At 68.2% G+C, this 16,101-nt stretch carries 8 protein-coding genes; 2 read left to right on the top strand and 6 right to left on the bottom strand.

Annotated elements, in window-relative coordinates; genetic code table 11:
• Nucleotides 1-79 precede the first annotated feature (79 nt).
• Nucleotides 80-4,882, top strand: coding sequence for a PDDEXK-like endonuclease domain-containing protein (locus tag Ate02nite_RS16790; RefSeq protein WP_203806400.1), 4,803 nt, complete (start codon nt 80-82; stop codon nt 4,880-4,882).
• A 550-nt stretch (nt 4,883-5,432) separates the two neighbouring features.
• On the opposite strand, the gene Ate02nite_RS16785 is transcribed toward Ate02nite_RS16790, so the two are convergent.
• The 6 genes from Ate02nite_RS16785 to Ate02nite_RS16760 all read right to left on the bottom strand — a co-directional run bounded on the left by Ate02nite_RS16785 (nt 5,433) and on the right by Ate02nite_RS16760 (nt 12,320).
• The gene (locus Ate02nite_RS16785) at nt 5,433-6,785 is read right to left on the bottom strand and encodes an NAD(P)/FAD-dependent oxidoreductase (protein WP_203806398.1); all 1,353 of its coding nucleotides are present in this window, start codon (nt 6,783-6,785) and stop codon (nt 5,433-5,435) included.
• Between the two features lie 113 nt (nt 6,786-6,898).
• Nucleotides 6,899-8,002 (bottom strand): glycoside hydrolase family 53 protein, encoded by a 1,104-nt coding sequence (locus Ate02nite_RS16780; RefSeq protein WP_203806396.1) that lies wholly within the window; start codon nt 8,000-8,002, stop codon nt 6,899-6,901.
• Between the two features lie 59 nt (nt 8,003-8,061).
• Nucleotides 8,062-9,075: a LacI family DNA-binding transcriptional regulator gene (locus Ate02nite_RS16775; protein ID WP_239147463.1), complete on the bottom strand. Its 1,014-nt coding sequence runs from the start codon at nt 9,073-9,075 to the stop codon at nt 8,062-8,064.
• Between the two features lie 23 nt (nt 9,076-9,098).
• On the bottom strand, nt 9,099-10,001 hold the full coding sequence (locus tag Ate02nite_RS16770; RefSeq protein WP_203806392.1) for a carbohydrate ABC transporter permease: 903 nt from the start codon (nt 9,999-10,001) through the stop codon (nt 9,099-9,101).
• Between the two features lie 2 nt (nt 10,002-10,003).
• Nucleotides 10,004-10,951, bottom strand: a complete 948-nt coding sequence (locus Ate02nite_RS16765) for a carbohydrate ABC transporter permease (protein ID WP_239147462.1) — start codon at nt 10,949-10,951, stop codon at nt 10,004-10,006.
• A 61-nt stretch (nt 10,952-11,012) separates the two neighbouring features.
• Nucleotides 11,013-12,320, bottom strand: coding sequence for an ABC transporter substrate-binding protein (locus Ate02nite_RS16760; RefSeq protein WP_203806388.1), 1,308 nt, complete (start codon nt 12,318-12,320; stop codon nt 11,013-11,015).
• A gap of 232 nt (nt 12,321-12,552) precedes the next feature.
• Between Ate02nite_RS16760 and galT the strand changes: the two genes are divergently transcribed.
• Entirely contained in the window at nt 12,553-16,101 is a 3,549-nt protein-coding gene (galT, locus tag Ate02nite_RS49715) for a galactose-1-phosphate uridylyltransferase (protein ID WP_307873281.1), read from the top strand.

The following is a 16,101-nucleotide window of genomic DNA, read 5'->3' as shown; positions in this document are numbered from 1 at the left end:
TCCAGAAATCTGGCGAATATCCGAAGGAAGCGGGCGAATCGCCAGCGTGACAGCCATCCGACTTGCTGCAATTGGAGGTATGCGGCCGGATGATGCAGCGGAACTGAGCGAGCAACCCGACGGCGAGGTCAGAGCTGCGCTCGAAACGTGGCGCTCGGGACTCGTCGACCTCACCGACGCCAACCGCCTGCTGAACTTCGGCCGAACGCCCTCGGACGCCGTGGAGATCACCAGGCCGTCACCCAAGGGCATCCTCAAGGTGCTCCAGGAGGAGGGCGCGTTCGGCTTCCCCGGCGACGACGAGGACCCGGGCCGGCCGGTGCTGAAGACCGAGCTGCCCGAGCACGACCTGGGCGCGCTGCTGCACCGCTTCTACCGGCGCTCCCGGCAGGAACTGCTCGACCGGGGGGTGTGCTCGCTCTACCTCGCGCTGGGCATGCTGCACTGGACCGACGAGCGCAACACCCCGCATCAGAGCCCGATCCTGCTGATCCCGGTGGAGATCGACCCGGCCGGGCCGCTGCTGCGGGCCCGTAACGAGGACCCGATCGTCAACCCGGCGCTCGCCCTGCGGATGGACCCGCAGGACGTCGAGCTGCCCGAGGTGAGGTCGCTCGCCGAGCTCGACGTCACCGTGCTGTGGGCGCACATCGACGTGGCCATCGGCGAACGGCCCGGCTGGTACGCCGACGAGACGGTGATCCTGTCCACCTTCGGGGTGCACCGCGAGTCGATCCACGCCGACCTGCTGGAGAGCGAACCGCACATCGCCGAGCACCCGCTCGTGCGCGCCCTGGCCACCCACGACGCCGAGCGGCGGTTCGCCTTCGACCCGATCGACCTCGAGAAGATCGACGAGCTAGTGCCGGCCGAGGACGTACCGCTGCTGCTGGACGCGGACGCCTCCCAGCGGGCCTGCATCGCCGCCGCGACCGCCGGGCACAGCTTCGTGCTGGACGGGCCGCCCGGCAGCGGCAAGTCGCAGACCATCGCGAACATCGTCGGCTGCCTGCTGCACGCCGGCAAGCGGGTGCTTGTCGTCTCGGAGAAGGCGGCCGCGCTGGACACCGTGCACCGGCGCCTCGACGAGGCCGGGCTCGGCAACTACCTGCTGCCGCTGCACAGCGACCTGACCGGGCGGCGGGACGTGGCCGCTGCGCTTGTCGACGCGCTCGATACCGACCCGGTGCCGCTGGCCGCGATGGACCCGATCGACCGGCGCGCGGTGCGCGAACGGCGGGAACGGCTCACGGCGTACGCCGAAAGCCTCAATCGCGTGCGGCCGCCGCTCGGCCGGACCCTGCACGAGATCATCGGGGTTTGCGCCACGCTGCAGGACGTGGCCGCCGCGCCGGTCCCCGGCGAGATCCCCGGCGAACTGACCCCGGAGGCCTTGCACCAGATCCGCGACGCGGTCGGCCGGCTCGGCCGGCTGCGCAGCGAGAGCTACCTGTGGCGGGACGCCATCGAGCGGGAACCGCTGGAGATCACGCTGCGCACCGCGATGGGTGCCCTCGGCACCCTGGCCGAGACGGTGATCGCCAACTCGGCCCTGGCCGACGCGTTCGACCTGCACGAACCGGCCGGCGCCGGCACGCTGGCCGCGCTCGCCGCGCACGCCGGCCACCGGCCCAGCGTGATCGTCGAGGAATGGCTGATCGCGTCCAGCCTGCAGCCGGTCCAGCAGGCCGCCGAGGACCTCACCAAACACCTGGCCGCGCTCCGCTATGGCGGCATCCCGTGGGCCGAGCTGCCGTCTGCGGCCGAGCTCACTGCCGTGCCCGACCTGGCCCTGACGCCCCCGGCGATCGACCTGCACCCGCTGAACGCCGCCCAGGCCGAACACCTGGCCAACAAGTTCGCCGAGGAGGCCGACCGCCTGGAGACCCGGCAGGAGAGCCTCGACCGGGTCACCGCCCGGCTCGGCCTGCCCAACGTCGTCACCTTCCCGGACTCGGCCCGGGTCATCAAGATCGCCGAGCTGATCAACCGGGAGAGCAAGCCGGAGGCCGCCTGGTTCGCCGAGGGCGGGATGGCCGCCGCGCACGCCGCCGTGCGAGCGCTGCGCCGCGGGGTCGAGGCGGTCAACGCGGCCGAGGCGACCGCCCGCCGGCACTTCGACGAGGGCGTGCTCAACGAGCCGATCGAGGAGATGGCCGATCGGCTGACCAACCGGCGCGGCCCCCGCAAGCTGCTGCGCACCTACCGGCGGGACAAGAAGGCGGCGATCGACGCGGCGTTGCCCGAGGTCAAGCCGGAGGACGCGGTCGCCAACGTCGAGGACGCCGCGGCCTGGAAGGCGGCCCTGGACGAACTGGACGACCTCGCCGAGGAGCACGCCGCCATCCTCGGCCGGCACTGGGACGGTCTCGACACCGACTTCACCGCGATCCAGGACGCGCTGCACAACGCCGACGAGGTGATCCGGGAGACCCCGGCCGACGCTCTGGCCGCCGTTGTCGTGCACGTCAGCGCGCCCCGGCCGAACGGCGCGCTGCTGCGGATCGTCAGCGAGGCCAGCGACGAGTTCGACCGGTTCCGCACCACGCTGCGCGAACCACCGGCCCGGGCACCCCGGCCGGAGCTGGGCGAGGGGGCCGTGCAGGACGCGGTCACCTGGCTGCGCGCGCACATCTCGCCGCTGCGAGCGACCGCCGAGATGCTGCGTGCCTATGGCGGGCCTACCGGCCGCGGCGACATCACGCTCGCCGAGGCGGTCGAGATCGCGCAGCAGCGCCAGGCCGCGGTCGACGCCGAGGCCGCGATCTGGAGCAACGCCGGGCCGCACGCTTCGGTTCTTGGCTCGATCTACCGGGGCACCAAGACCAACGACGAGCTGATGAACCAGATCGTCACCTGGACCGCCGCGGCCCGTCGCATCCATACCGGGGACGACGCCTCGCTCACCCCGGACCAGGCGCACGCGCTCGGCGAGGCTACGCCCAGCGAAGGGTTGTCGGCGGCGGTGGCGGGCTGGGATTCCGCTCGGGAGCAGGTGCTCAGTGCCTTTGGGGCGGACCGGCGGATCGAGCTGACCACTCACCTCGGGGATTACGACAGCGCGCGGGACCTGCTTCTGCAGTTGTTGCACGATACGGACGGGCAGCAGGAGTGGTTCGTGCACTCCGATGCGCGGGACGTGATCCTTGCGTACGGCTTGCAGGAGGCTCTTGAATATTGCGCCGACCATCACACGCCGCCGGACGAGATCTGGCCGATTTTGGAAAAGGCGCTCTATCGGGGGTGGGTCGACGCGATCCTCCGGGAGGATGGTGGGCTTTCACCGGCTGATGCTGAGGAGCGGGTGCACCTTGTTGAGGTGTTCAAGCTGCTCGACAAGGAGCTGAATGGGGCTGCGTTGGCTGACATCGTCTATGCCGTTGAGGCTCGGCGGCCGTCGGCGGCCAACGCTGGGGAACCGGCCCTTATTCGCCGGGAGGGCAGTAAGCGGACCGGGCATCTGGCCGTTCGGGATCTGATCGCGCAGGCTCGGCATGCGGTGCAGGCGCTCAAGCCCTGCCTGTTGATGTCGCCGCTGGCGGTTTCGCGGCTGTTGCCGCCGGAGATCGAGTTCGACGTCGTGATCATTGATGAGGCTTCTCAAGTTACGACGGCTGATGCGATCAACTGTGTTTATCGTGGGGACGCGCTGATTGTGGTGGGGGATGAGCGGCAATTGCCGCCTACCACCTTCTATGATCGGGTCGAGGATGACGTTGTTGATTTTCCGTCTATTCTTGATCTGGCTAAGGAGACCTTTCCTACTCTTTCGCTGGGTTGGCATCACCGGAGTCGGCATGAGGCTCTGTTCGCCTTTGCTAACCTTGCCTATTACTCGGGGCGGCTGGTCAGTTTACCTCGCGCTTATGCAAGGGAGCCTGATCATGGGGTGCAGCTCTATCACGTCGATGGCATTTACCACCGGCTTACCACCTCGGATAATCCGATTGAGGCGGACGCTGTTGCTGCCCGGGTTTTGCATCACCTCACGCATCGGCCTGGGCGGTCACTTGGGGTGGTGACGCTGTCGGTGGCTCAGGCTGATGCTATTGATACCGCGGTGCAGCAGATGATCTCGGAGCGGCCTGATCTCGAGCATCTGCTTGATGACACTGATCGGCTCAATGGGTTCTTTGTCAAGAGCCTCGAGGCTGTTCAGGGTGATGTGCGGGACGTGATCATCTTGTCGGTTGGTTATGGGTATGACGACCATGACAAGATTTCTACGAACTTTGGGGTGTTGAACCGGCCTAAGGGGTGGCGGCGGTTGAACGTTGCCATTACCCGGGCTCGGCAGCGGATCGAAGTTGTTTCCTCTATTCACGCCTCTGATGTTCCCGATATGGGGAATGAGAGTATTCGGCATCTCAAGGCGTTCCTGGAGTATGCCGAGCGGGATGCGGCGACCCTTGGCAAGGATGTTTCTGATCGGGAAGGCATGACCTCGTTCGAGGAGTCGGTGCTTTCCACCATCAAGGGGTGGGGATTCTCGGTGCGGCGGCAGATTGGGGCTGCTGGGCACTGGATCGATCTTGGGGTTTTGCATCCGGAGCATCCCGACGAGGTCTATGCCGTGGGGATCGAGTTTGACGGGCCTGGGTATCGGGGGGTTTCGGCCGCTCGGGATCGGGATCGGCTGCGGGAGCAGGAGTTGCGGGAGTTGGGCTGGCATATGCACCGGGTTTGGTCTACCGCCTGGTATGCCAATCAAGCTGAGGAGGCCGGGCGGTTGTTGGGGGCTGTGCAGCGGGCTCTGGCTGATCCGGCTCCTGGGTTTGATCGGTTGCCTGGGCGGGCTTGGGGTGGGGCTCCTCAGCGGCCTATCGGGCATGTTCTTGTGGAGCCTTCGGTCGAGGACATCGAGATGCGGCCGGGGGGTTAGGGGTCGCTTTTCGGGTGCGGCTTTCGGGGTGGTTTTTCGGGGCGCTGCCCCGGACCCTTTCGGGGCGCTGCCCCGGACCCTTTCGGGGCGCTGCCCCGGACCCCGGCCGGGCGCTCGGAGATCAGCCTGCCGGTCGTTGGCGGCTTTCTGGTGGGCTGGGGTGGGTGAAAGGCGGGCTTGGGTGATCTCCTCGCGGCGGCACTTCACGCGATCACCCCGGCGGCCGGCGCGCAAGCACACCCCGCTTGCACACCGACCACCGGCGTGATTTGGGCCCGATGTGCCGCCGCGAGGAGATCACCCAAGCCAAAACCGAGCGTGTGAGATCGCGCGGGGGACGTGTCGCCGCGAGGAGATCGCCCTCGCCAACCGACGTGGTCCGGCTTGCTGGGTGGCGCTGTTGGGCGATCTTGTGGGAGTTCTGCTCGGAGCTGACGCTAGCTCCACGACCTTGGGCCCTGCTGGGCCCTTGCTGGCTCGCGTTGGGGCGATCTTGGAGAGTTTGCGTCAGGAGCGGACGCTAACTCTCCAAGATCTGCGCTCGTCGAGGTTAGTCCTTGCGGACTATCGCCTCCAGGCGGGTGCGCTCGAAGGGGTCGCCGTACTCTTCGATTGCTCTCCGGGCGAAGGCCTGCTGGACCGTCGCCACTCGCTCGGAACGGCCTCGGCCCAGGAAGCTCACCGCCCAGTGCATTACCGCGGTTACCCGGTTCTTGAAGCCGACCAGGTAGAGCAGGTGTACCGCCACCCAGATCAGCCACGCGGGGAAGCCGTCCAGGCGCAGCTTTCCGATGCTTGCCACCGCTGAGAAGCGGGAGATTGTTGCCAGGCTGCCCTTGTCGAAGTACTTGAAGGGCTTGCCGGCCGGCTTGCCCTCCAGGCGCGTCTTGATCGTTCCGGCCGCGTAACGGCCGCCCTGAATTGCCACCTGGGCTACGCCGGGCAGCTGTTGGCCGTGTTCGTCGTTGAGGTTCATCAGGTCGCCCAGGACGAAGATCTCGGGGTGGCCGGGGACCGTCAGGTCCTTCTCTACGAAGATGCGGCCTGCTCGGTCTGCCTTCGCGCCGGTCTTCTCGGCCAGTTTGCGGGCCAGGGGAGGGGCGGCCACGCCGGCTGCCCAGACCTTGGTCATCGAGCCGATGCGTTCGTGGCCGCGTTCGGTCTCCACCTCGATGCCGGTGGCGTCCACGCCTACCACCTTGGTGTTCAGCTCTACCTCTACGCCCAGCAGGTGCAGTTGGCGCAGCGCCCTGGTGGAGAGGTGGTCGCCGAAGGTGTTCAGGACTGCTCCGACCGCGTCTACCAGGATGATTCTGGCTTTGCGCGGGTCGATGTGTTTGTACTGGCCGGGCAGCGTGCGGTGGGCCAGTTCGGCGATCTGGCCGGCCATCTCGGTGCCGGTCGGGCCGGCGCCTACCACCACGAAGGTCAGCCAGCGGTCGATGTCTTCCTGGTCGGTGTGCAGGTCGGCGATCTCGAAGGCGCCGAAGATCCGTGCGCGCAGCTCCAGGGCGTCGTCGATGTTCTTCATGCCGGGGGCGTGGTCGGCGTACCCGTCGTTGCCGAAGTAGGACTGGGTGGCGCCGGCCGCGACTATCAGCGTGTCGTATTCGACCTCGTAGTCGATGCCGGGGCCGGAGACCTTGACCACCTTGTTGTCGGTGTCGATCTCGCGGGCCCAGCCCAGGCGTACGTCCACGTTCTTCTGCCTTTTCAGCACCTCGCGGATGGGGGGCGCGATCTCGCCCTCGCTGAGGATGCCGGTGGCCACCTGGTAGAGCAGGGGCTGGAAGAGGTGGTAGGCCGTGCCGTTGATCAGGGTGATGTCGACCGGGGCGTTCTTCAGAGACTTGATGGCGAACAGGCCGCCGAAACCCGCGCCGATGACGACTACACGATGCATTTTCGCTCCCGTCTCGTGCGCTATATAGAGCGCCCTGACCGGGGTGATTATGCCGTGACCCTGAGCACCGAACAGGGCCCGGCGACAAACATCACGCCGGGCCCTTCCTGGGTTTAAGGAGTCCAGACCAGGTTCGGGTTCACGTGGCCGGTCCAGTCGAAGGTGGCCATGTTGTCCCAGCCGTCGCCCGTACCGTTGATGTTGGCGGGGTCCCAGCCGTTGCCGCTGATCGCGTACCAGGTGGGCTCCCAGTAGAAGACGCCAACCGCGCCGGCGTTGCGTGCGGTGTTCTGCACGTAGGTGAACTGGGTCGCCTGGCCGGCCCAACTTGCCGGCTGGCCGTCGCAGAGGACGGTGCCGGGTATCGAGTTGGACTGGCTGTCGGCGTTTGCGGTGGTGAACTGGTACGCCGTCTCGGCGATCACCACCGGCTTGCCGTAGCGGGACTTCACGTCGGCGATGACGTTGTAGAGGTTCGCCAGCGTGCCGTGCCACATGCAGTAGTAGGACAGGGCGGTCACGTCCCAGACCACGCCCTGGGCCTTGATGCCGTCGTAGAACCAGCGGGCGTTCGCGTCGCTGTCCGCGTCGGCCGTGTGGATCCACACCTGGGTCGAGCTGTTGCAGGCCTTCGTGGCGTTGTAGCCCTGCTTGAGCAGGCCGGCCAGCGGCGCGAAGTTGCTGCTTGTCACCTGGCCCTTGGGCCACAGCATGCCGACGTTGATCTCGTTGCCGATCTGCACGCTGTCCGGCGTGGTGCCCTGTGCCTTCAGCGCGGTGCACACGTCGTACGTGTAGTTGTAGACATCCGTGCCCAGCTGCGACAGCGAGTGGGAGGACCAGGCCGCGGGGGGATACTGCTTGCCGGGGTCGGCCCAGGTGTCGGAGTAGTGGAAGTCGATCAGCAGCTTCAGGCCCTTGGCCTTGATCGCCTTCGCCTGTTGCAGAACTTTGGCCTTGTTGTTGTAGCCGCTGGCCGGGTTGTTCCAGATGCGCAGCCGCATGTAGTTGGCGCCGGCCGCTTTGAGGATGTCGTACGGGTCGGCGGCTGTTCCGGCCTTGTTGTAGTACTTCGCGCCGAGGTCGAGACTGCGCTGCAGCGAGGACACGTCCGCACCGAGCATGGTGAGGGTGTTCGCCGCGTGGGCGGGGGTGGCGAGCGCGAGCGGAAGCGCGAGGACGAGCGCTGCTGCCACGACTCTGAGGGACGGTTTCATGACGCTCCTTCGATGGAAGAAACGGGGGGAACCCGGCGGTCGGTGGCTCCGCCGGGAACTCAGGCGGGCGACGAGTCCCGGATCACCAGGGTGGTGGGCACGGTGATCGAGAGAGGCGTACGCCCGTTGATGACGTCCGTGAGGAGACGGACCATCTCTTCGCTGATCCGGTCCAGGGGATGCCGGACCGTGGTGAGCGAGGGATCCAGCGTGGCCGCGAGACCCGAGTCGTCGAAGCCGACCACCCGCACGTCGCCCGGCACCGAGCGGCCGGCTTCGCGCAGCACCGGCAGTGCGCCGGCGGCCATCGCGTCCGAGGCGGCGAACACCGCGTCCAGCTCGGGGTCCTGGTCGAGGAGCTGCCGGGCGGCGGTGGCGCCGCTGGCCCGGCCCCAGTCGCCGTGCACGATCCGGGCCGGCTCGACCGGGATGCCGTGCGCGAGCAGGGCGTCGGTGTAGCCCTGCAGGCGGTCGACGCCACCGGCGGTGTCCTGCGGGCCGGTGATCGTGGCGATCTTGGTGCAGCCCATGGCGATCAGGTGCTCGACGGCCGAGCGGCCGCCGGAGCGGTCGTCGGCCATCACCGAGCTGATCTGCTGCTCGTAACCGAGGACCCGGCCGCACGCCACGATCGGCACCTCGGCCTGCACCAGGTGGGACAGCAGCGGGTCGCCGGAGTGCGGCGACACCAGCAGCACGCCGTCGACGTGCCCGCCGGACAGGTAGGCGGTGGTGCGGTTCCGCTCCTCGGGGGTCGACGCGATCATCAGGATCAGCGTCAGCTCGCGGTCGGAGAGTGCCTGGGCCACGCCGCGCAGCAGCACCGAGAAGTTGGGGTCCTCGAACAGCAGGTGCTGCGGCTCGGTGAGCAGGAACGCGATCGACCCGGACTTGCCGGTGGCCAGCGAGCGGGCGTGCGGGTTCGCCGTGTAACCGGTCCGGGCAATGGCTTCCCGCACCACTCGGACGGCCTCGGGACTGACCCATTCCCGGCCGTTGAGCACCCGGGAGACGGTCGCGTAGGAGACCCCGGCCTCCCGCGCCACGTCGCGGATGGTGGGCCGCTTTCGCACGTTCGGGACTATAGACTGCGACATCAGGCCTTCACCGCGCCCGCGCCGAGATCCACTCGCCAGTACCGTTGCAGGCTGAGGAAGAGCACCACCAGCGGGATGATCGAGATCAGCGCCCCGGTGACCACCGTGATGTACATCGACGGCTGGTTTGCACCCTGGTTGAGCAGGCCGGACAGGCCGACCGTGAGCGGATACAAGTGGTCGTCGCCGAGCATGATGTACGGCAGCATGAAGTTGTTCCAGATCGCCACGAACTGGAACAGGAACACCGTGACCAGGCCGGACTTCATCATCGGCAGCACCACCCGGCCGAACGTGCGCCAGTCGCCGGCGCCGTCGATCCGGGCCGCCTCCAGGACCTCGGTCGGAACGGTCGCGGCCGCGAAGATCCGGGACAGATAGATGCCGTACGGGGAGATCATGCTGGGCAGCAGCACCGACCAGTACGTGTTGGTCAGCCCGATCTTGGCCAGCAGTAGATATTGCGGGATGGCCAGGATGACGCCCGGCACCAGCACGCCGGCCAGGATCACGTTGAACACGAACTTCTTGCCGGGGAAGTCGTACTTCGCGAGGGCGAAGCCGGACATCGCCGAGACCAGGGTGGAGACGGCCGCACCGACCCCGGCGTACAGGGCGGTGTTGGCCATCCAGCGCCAGTACAGCCCGTCCCGGTAGGCGAACAGGTCGCCGATGTTGTCGAACAGGTGGGTGCTGGGCGCCAGGGTGAACGTCGAGAACAGCTCACCCGAGCTCTTGGTCGAGGCGATCAGCACCCAGAGCACCGGGAACAGGCAGTACACCGCGCCGAGCAGTAGTAGAACTGTCGCCAGGGTGCTGTTCTTGCGGTTGCCGATACGCCGTTTTCCGGAGGGGGCGGCGGTCGAGATCGGGGCCGCCGGGATGACGGTCGAGACGGTCATGATCAGTCCTCCTGGTTGAAGGCCCGGTTCCCGACGAGCTTGAGGAACCCGAAGGACACGGCGAAGGTGGCGACCGCGATGACCACCGAGGTGGCGGCGGCGGAGTAGATGTCGTTACGGACGAAGGCGTCCCGGTAGACCTTCATCAGCGGCGTCCAGGTGCTGGAGATGGTGTTGCTCAGCGGCTTGAGCGTCATCGGCTCGGCGAAGACCTGCAGCGTCGCGATGAGCGAGAAGACGAACGTCATGATCAGGCTGGGCAGCACGATCGGGATCTTGATGCGCCAGGCGATCTGCTTGTCGGTCGCGCCGTCCAGCCGGGCCGCCTCGAACAGGTCGGTCGGGATGGCCCGCAGCGCGGTGTAGATGACGATCATGTTGAAGCCGGTGCCGCCCCAGACCGCGATGTTGGCGACCGCCCACAGCACCCAGGAGCCGGTCAGGACGTCCGGCGGCTCGACGCCGAACAGCTGCACGACGTCGGTGAACGGGCTGACCCGGGGAAGATAGAGAAAACCCCAGAGCAAAGAGCCAACCACGGCGGGTACGGCGTACGGCAGGAAGATCGCCGTTCTGGAAAAGGTGCCGACCCGGGTGCGGCCGGCGTCCAGCAGCAGGGCCATCAGCAGCGCGAGACCGAGCATGGTGGGGACCACGATCAGGCCGTACGCGCCGATCCGGTAGACGCTGGGCAGGAAGTCCGGGTCGGTCAGCGAGCGGGCGTAGTTGCTCATCCCGGCCCACACCTCGGTGCGGGCCCCGGCGCCGAGGCCGAGTCCGCTGACCTTGACCCGGCGCAGGCTCAGGTAGGCGGCGTAGCCGATGGGGGCGGCGAAGAACGCCACGAACAGGATCAGTGCCGGCGCGAGGAATGAGTACGGCGCCCCGGCGCGCCGGCCGCGGCGGGTAGCCGTCCGCGGCGTACGTGTTTCGGTGGGGAGTGCCGTCACGGCCGACACCTTTCTCGAGCTGTGTGCGGCGCGGCTCTCGCCGCGCCGCATCAGGGGTGCGTCAGCCGGCGACCTTGAAGCCGGTGTTCTTCATGTCGTCGACCGTGGTCGTCTGCATCGTGGTCAGCGCGGCCGGGAAGTCGGCGGACTTCTTCGAGGCAGCCGCCTTACCGAAGGCGTCGTTGTAGGCGGAGTACGCCACGTTGACGTTCGGCCCGTACGTGAACGGCTTGGTGATCTTGGCGGCCTCGGCCGCGATCGTGTAGAAGTCGGGCTGGTTCGACAGGAACGCCGGCGGCTCGGTCAGTGCGGCGGCGGAGTCGACGCTGGCCGGGTAGACGTTGGCGGTGCCGGCCAGGGCCTTGATGCCGGCCGGGTCGGTGTTGAGCCAGGCGATGAACTGCGCGGCCTGCTCCTTGTGCTTGCTCTGGGTGGTGACGCTGGTGGCCGAGCCGCCCCAGTTGCCGTTGGCCGGCGCCGCCGCGTCCCACTGCGGGAGCAGGGCGGCCTTCCACTTGCCCTTGGTGCTGGCCGCGTTGCCCTCCAGGACGCCGGGACCCCACACCGAGCTGAGCCAGCCGACCTGGGTGCCGTCGTTGAGGGCGGCGTTCCACTCCGGGGTGTACATCGGCTTGTTGTCGACGACACCCTCCTGGACCAGGCCACCCCAGTAGGTGGCGACCTTCTGGGTGTTGGCGTCGTTGATCGCGACCGACCAGGTGTCGCCGTTGATGCCCCACCAGGAGGCACCGGCCTGCTGGGAGAGGCCGGCGAACCAGCCCGGGTCGTTGGCCGAGAAGGTGCCCAGGTACTGCTTCTTGTTGGCCGTGTGGATCTTACGAGCGGCCGCCGCGTAGTCGTCCCAGGTCTTCGGGGCCTCGAGCCCGAGCTTGGTGAAGACGTCCGTGCGGTAGTAGAACAGCATCGGGCCGGAGTCCTGCGGGACGCCGTAGAGCGCCTCGCCGCCCAGGGTGACGGCGTTCCAGGCCGACTCCGGGAACTTCGCCTTCAGGCTGCCGGCCTCCTTGGAGATGTCGGCGAGCGCGTTGGCCGAGACCAGGGTGGGCACCTTCTGGTACTCGGCCTGCATGACGTCGGGGGCGCCGCTGCCGGCCTTGATCGCGGTGAGCAGCTTGGTGACGGCGGGGTCGCCGCCGTCCTGCTTGTTGACGGTGACGTGGATGTCGGGGTGGGCGGTGTTCCAGCCCTCGACGACCTTGTCCATGTTCGGAGCCCAGGTCCAGTAGGTCAGTTCGACCTTCTCGCCGGGCTTGGTGGCGGTGGTGCCACTGTCGCTGTCGTCGGAGCTGGAACAGGCACCGGTCATCAAAAGGGCGGCGGCGAGAACGCCTGCGAATGTCTTCTTCATCGATCCTCCTCGATCGGCGGGCCACGGTGGGCGCGGCCGCGGTCGCTGCCGGGGGAGACGTGCGTCACCGAACAGGACCTGTGACCGGTTACAGTGCTGCTCGTTTACGGGATTGTCAAGTGCTTGCGTCCAGCCGGTTAAAACGCTGTATCGTGCGGAGACCTGAACCTGTGACCGGTTACAGTCCGGCCCGGTTTTGTTTGCCACACCGTTCGTCGCAGAGGAGTCACCCGTGCCTACCGAACCCCTCGCCGTTCGGCACCATCCCTGGTCACAGCCGTTGCGCCGGCCCCGGATGAGCAACGACGAGGACGCGCGCCTCGGGGTCTCGCTGACCAGCCGGTACCTCACCCGCGACGGCGTCCCGGTCATTCCCGTGTCCGGGGAGATCCACTACAGCCGCATCCCGCGCGCCCGCTGGCGGCAGCGCCTGCGGCAGATGCGCGCCGGCGGCGTCACCGTCGCGGCCAGCTACGTCTTCTGGTTGCACCACGTCGAACAGCGGGATTCGCCGCGCTTCGACGGCAATCTCGACGTGGCCGCGTTCGTCGACCTGGCGGTAGCCGAGGGCCTCGACGTCATCCTGCGGATCGGCCCGTGGTGTCACGGCGAGACCCGCAACGGCGGCTTCCCCGACTGGGTCCAGCAGGCGCCGGTGCGGCACCGCACCGACGACCCCGGCTACCTGGCGATGGTCCGCGAGTGGTTCGGGCAGATCGGGGCTGCCCTTGATGGGCGCTGCGGCCCGGACGGCCCGGTGATCGGGATCCAGATCGAGAACGAGCTGTACGACCAGCCCGGGCACCTGCTCACGCTCAAGCGGCTGGCCCGCGAGGCCGGGATGTCGGCGCCGCTGTGGACCGCCACCGCGTGGGGTGGCGCCGACCTGCCGGCCGAGGAGTTGCTGCCGCTCTACGGCGGTTACGGTGACGGATTCTGGGTCGACTCGGACGCGCCGTGGGACCCGACGTTCCGCGACCACTACTTCTTCTCGCACGTCTGGGACGACCCCGGGATCGGTGCCGACGTACGCCGGATGCAGTTGCAGGGGATGCGGGCCGACACGGCTCATCCCCGTACCCCCTCCGATCTTTTCCCGCCGGCGACCTGCGAACTCGGCGGTGGCATGGCCACCGCCTATCACCGCCGGCCGAGGCCGGCGGCCCTCGACGTCGCGACCATCGCGCATTGCAAGATCGGCAATGGGTCGGCCTGGCAGGGCTACTACATGTACGCCGGGGGAACGAACCCGTCCGGCGGCCTGCAGGAGTCGCACGCCACCGGTTATCCGAACGACCTGCCGACGCTCGGCTACGACTTCGGTGCGCCGATCGGCGAGGCCGGGTTGCTGGCCGGGAGCCACGCCCTGCTCCGGCAGCAGCACGCGTTCCTGGCCGCGTTCGGTTCCTCGCTCGCGGAGATGCCGTCCAGCCTGCCCGAGGTGCGGCCCACCGGCGTCGAGGATTCCAGAACTCTGCGCTGGGCGGTGCGTAGCGATGGAGAGAGCGGTTTCCTGTTCATCGCCTGGCATCAGCCCCATGTGCCGCTGGAGCTCTATAACGGTGCGCGGTTCCGGGTAGAACTCTCCGGCTCCGAAGTTGTTCTTCCGGCGGAACCGATCGACATTCCGGTCGGCACCCTGGCGCGCTGGCCGTTGGCACTCACGCTCGGCGGCGTGCGGCTGGACTGGGCCACCGCGTCGGCGCTGACCGTGCTGCCGGGCGCGGTGCCCACGCTGGTGCTGGTCGCCGAGGCCGGCATCGATGTCACCTACTCGGTCGGCGGCGTAGCCGCCACCGTTGAGCCGGGCCTGTCGCCGGTCCGGCTCCGGCCTGACGGCGGCGAGCTGGACCTGCTGGTCCTGCCCGCCGCCGTCGCCGCCGATCTGTGGGTCTGCGAGGCCGGCCCGGCCCGCCGCCTGCTGCTGTCGTCGGGCGAGCTGACCTGGGGCCCGGACGGCCGCATCGAGTCCACCGCCCCGGACGTCCGGGTCTACGACCCCACCGCCCAGGCGTTCGGCAACCTCCCGCTGGAAAGCGCATCGCCCACCGAACGTTCGTCCCACGAACGTTCGTCCCACGAACGTTTGGGCCACGAACGTTTGGGCCACGAACGTAAGGGCGACGAACGTTCGTCCGACGAACGTTCGTCCGACGAACGTAAGGGCGACGAACGTTTGGGCGACGAACGTTCGTCGGAGGAACGTTTGGGGGCCTTGCGTTCGTCGGGGGCCGCGGCTGTGGCGGTTGGCGTTGAGCTTGTGCGGGCGGCCGGTGGGGCTGTTCCGGTTGGTTATGCGAAGTTCGATGGGCGGCAGTCGGCGCCCTCGGCTGAGGTCTTCGACGAGCTTGCGGCCGTCTACCGGGTCGCGCTGCCGGACTGGGCTGCGGCGGCGGGGAGCGACGGCTACCTGCGGCTGCGGTGGGCCGGGGACGTCGGGCAGCTTCGGGTCGACGGGCGGGTGGTCACCGACCGGTTCTGGGACGGGTCGGAGTGGGTCGTCAGCCTGCGGGACGCCGGGGTGCGGGACGGGTCCGAGGTCACGCTGCACCTGCTGCCGCTCGCGGTCGGGACGACCATCTCGCTGCCCGAGGACGCGGGGGACCGGCTTGCGGCCGCCGACGGGCAGCTTCTCGCGATCGACTCCCTCACCGTCGAGGGGCGGACGGTCTGGCGGGAGCCGCATCGGGTGCGGCGCACCTCGCGGTTGATGGCCGACGGGCGGGAGATCATCTACTTCGACGACACCGAGCCGTTCGTCGCTCGCGAGGCCGTCGATCAGCGGGCGCTGCCGGCGGCCGCGGACGCTCCCGGGCCGGAGATGCGGTACGACCCGCTGACCGGGGAGTGGATCGCGATCGCGGCGCACCGCAACGACCGGACCTTCCTGCCCGCTGCCGATCAGGACCCGCTCGCGCCGAGTACGCCGGGCGGCTTTCCCACCGAGATCGCCGAAGCTTCCTACGACGTCGTGGTGTTCGAGAACCGTTTTCCGTCGTTCTCGCCACGGGTGTCGGGCGATGTAGAACTCTTGGACGACAGTTCGCTGTGGCCGGTTCGGCCGGCTGCTGGGCGTACCGAAGTGGTCTGCTTCTCCTCGGCCCCGAAGGGGTCGTTCGGCGGCCTGGGCCCGCACCGGGCCCGCACCGTCATCGAAGCCTGGGCGGACAGGACCGCCGACCTCGGCTCGCGCGACGACGTCGAGTACGTCTTCCCGTTCGAGAACCGGGGCCGGGAGATCGGGGTGACGCTGCCGCATCCGCACGGGCAGATCTACGCGTTCCCGTTCGTGCCGCCCAAGGCCGCCCGGATGATCGCGATGGCCGAGGCGCACACCGGCGGGAACCTGTTCCGCGACATTCTCGACGCCGAGCGGCTCGCCGGGACCCGGATCGTGGTGGAGTCGGCGCACTGGATCGCGTATGTGCCGGCCGCCTCGCGCTGGCCGGTCGAGGTGCACCTGGCGCCGCACCGGGACGTGCCCGACCTGCCGGCGCTCACCTCGGCCGAGCGGGACGACCTGGCACTGATCTACCTGGACGTGCTCGGGCGCTTCGACCGGTACTTCCCGGGGGTGCGCGAAACGCCGTACATCTCCGGGGTGTTCCAGGCCCCGAGTCGCACCCACCGCGACCTTTTCCGCCTGCACCTGCAGGTTTTCTCGATTCTGCGAGCGCCCGGAAAGCTGAAGTATCTGGCCGGGGTGGAATCGGCGATGGGCTCGTGGATCAGCGACACGACACCCGAGAAGGTCGCCACGCGCCTTCGTTCGCTGGGCTGA

This window comes from Paractinoplanes tereljensis, from assembly GCF_016862435.1.
GTDB classification, from domain to species: domain Bacteria; phylum Actinomycetota; class Actinomycetes; order Mycobacteriales; family Micromonosporaceae; genus Actinoplanes; species Actinoplanes tereljensis.
The sequence above is the reverse complement of the archived record's forward strand: the minus strand, read 5'-3'. Positions and strand labels throughout refer to the sequence as shown.